The sequence below is a fragment of the Polaromonas sp. P1_G4 genome (assembly GCF_056405475.1).
On record NZ_JBFUCA010000594.1, the window covers coordinates 1 to 2,368 of the forward strand.

General features: G+C 62.3%; 3 protein-coding genes. 2 read left to right on the forward strand and 1 reads right to left on the reverse strand.

Features of this window, described 5'->3' with window-relative positions:
• A partial coding sequence (locus tag AC1D1X_RS20965) for a hypothetical protein (RefSeq protein WP_477699073.1) occupies positions 1 to 201 on the reverse strand: 201 nt, incomplete at its 3' end.
• Between the two features lie 90 nt (positions 202 to 291).
• Between AC1D1X_RS20965 and AC1D1X_RS20970 the strand changes: the two genes are divergently transcribed.
• Positions 292 to 1,395, forward strand: coding sequence for a sugar ABC transporter substrate-binding protein (locus tag AC1D1X_RS20970; protein ID WP_477699074.1), 1,104 nt, complete (start codon positions 292 to 294; stop codon positions 1,393 to 1,395).
• Between the two features lie 75 nt (positions 1,396 to 1,470).
• The coding region (locus tag AC1D1X_RS20975) for an ATP-binding cassette domain-containing protein (RefSeq protein WP_477699075.1) at positions 1,471 to 2,368 on the forward strand (898 nt) is incomplete at its 3' end.

Genomic DNA, 2,368 nt, shown 5'->3' on the forward strand with positions numbered 1-2,368 from the left:
CCGCAACGCGACGATCGAGGACTTCCGGATTGTCATGTCGCCCCGCTCCTGGAGCTCGCCGTCGGTGTTGGTGTCGCAGGCAGGCTGACCCGCCTGCGGCGCCTTGGGGCCTGAGGGGGCGACGCAGCCTTCGAAGCGGCGCAAGTCAAGGGAAAGCCCTGATGCGGTCCGATATGGCCAGACCAAAAATGAATTGATCAAGTTTTGCCCTGGCCAAATGCTTCGCGCAATCCTGCGCCGTTGTCAGCTCGCCGGCTTCAGAGACCGGCACACTCTAAACAGGAGACAAGCATGCAAACGAGACGAGATATTCTGGCCGCGGGCGCGGCCGCAACACTGGCCGGCCTGGGCGCGCCGGCGTTGGCCCAAACCTACGAGCCGGCCTGCTTCAAGCCGTTCTCCGGCAACACGAAGACCATCCAGTATCCGGCCAAGAAGGGACCGTACCGCATCGCATTGGCCAATGGTTATGCCGGCAACAGCTGGCGCATCCAGATGATCAAGTCGCTGAAGGCTTATGCAGCAACGCCGGAGATGAAGCCGCACATCAAGGAGCTGAAGGTCGTGTCCACCGGTACGGACGTGGCTGCGCAGCTGGGCGCCATCGACAACTTCATCAACGCGGGCTTCGACGCCATCCTCACGATCGCGGTGTCRCCCACCTCGTWCAAGCCGGTGATCAAGCGCGCCAAAGAGGCTGGCGTCGTGCTGATCCCGTTCGACAATGTGCTCGACACCGACGAGGTGATCCAGGTGAACGAAGACCAGCTGGAAATGGGCCGCCTGATGGGCCGCTGGCTGGAGAAGAACGGCGTGACCAGCGGCAAGGTTCTGGAGATTCGCGGCTTGCCGGGCAACTCGGTGGACCGCGACCGCCATCTCGGTTTCCGCGAGATCATGGACAAGCACAAGCAGGTCCAGATTATCGAAGTGGTGGGCAACTGGGACGACGGCACTTCGCAGAAGGTAGCGGCCGACGCGATTGCCGTGCATGGCCGCTTCAACGGCATCTACACGCAGGCTGGATCCAACGGCACCATTCGTGCGCTGATCGAGGCCAAGCACCCGTTCGTGCCCATCGGTGCGGAAGGGGAAAATGGCTTTCGCAAGATGGTCCATCAGTACCATAAGGACGGCCTCAAAGGCGCTTCGGCCGCGCAGTCGCCTGGCCTGGTCTCGGTGGCCCTGAAGGCGGCCATCGCCGCACTGCAAGGCCAAAAGCTGCCGCAGTACATCTCGGTGCCCATTCCCTACGTCGAATACCAGAACATGGCACCGGGAAAGAACTTCTACCCGGATTTACCCGACACCTTCTACGTGGCCAACGAGTTTCCGCCTTGCAACATCAACCTGACGGCGCCGGACATCATGAAGCAGAGCGAGGGAAATACCTGAGATCAGCCTTGGAGTTTTAACGCCGGGCTGTGTGGCCGCGCCCGGCATTTTTCCTGTTTGGAGGCTTTTCTTTCCGTGACCCAGAAACCCTTGCTCGAACTCCAGGGCATCACCAAGCGCTACGGCGGCGTATGTGCGCTTGACAGCGCGGACTTCGCTTGTACGGCAGGTGAAATTCACGCTGTTCTGGGCGAGAACGGTGCCGGCAAGTCGACCTTGATCAAGATCATCGCCGGCGTCGTTCAGCCCGACGCGGGCCGTATCCTGCTGGACGGCAAGGAACTGCGGCTGGACTCTCCGAACTCCGCGCGCGAGCGCGGTATCGTTTGTGTGTTCCAGGAGCTGTCGCTGGTCCCGGACTTGTCCGTGTGCGACAACATTTTCCTGTCCAGGCCCCCGGTGAAGTACGGCCTGATCGACGCCAAGACTCAACAAGAGCGAGCTACCGAGCTGCTTTCCCTGCTGGGTTGCAGCGACATCCATCCCATGGACCGCGTGCGCGACCTGCCGCTATCCCGCCGGCAGGTCGTCGAAATTGCCAAGGCGCTAGGCGCGCAGCCGCGCCTGCTCATCCTGGACGAGGCGACCTCCGCCCTCAGCAGCGAAGACGTGGAACGCCTGTACCGCCTGCTCTTCAGTCTGCGAGACCAGGGCGTCGCAGCGCTGTTCATCTCGCACCGCATGCACGAGGTCAAGGCGCTCGCCGGTACCTGTTCGGTTTTTCGCAGTGGTCGCCGCGTCGACACGTTTGCCAACGGCACGCGGACCGACGCTGAAGTGGTGCAACTCATGATCGGTCGTGACGTCGCCAAGTCGTACCCGCCCAAGACCGGTCCGGCCACGGATGCGCGACCGGCTGTCACGGTCAAGTCCTTGAGCTGGGAGCCCAGCCTCCGGGACATTTCGCTGGAGATTCTGCGAGGCGAGATTGTCGGCTTGGGAGGGCTGGACGGACAGGGGCAGCGCGAATTGC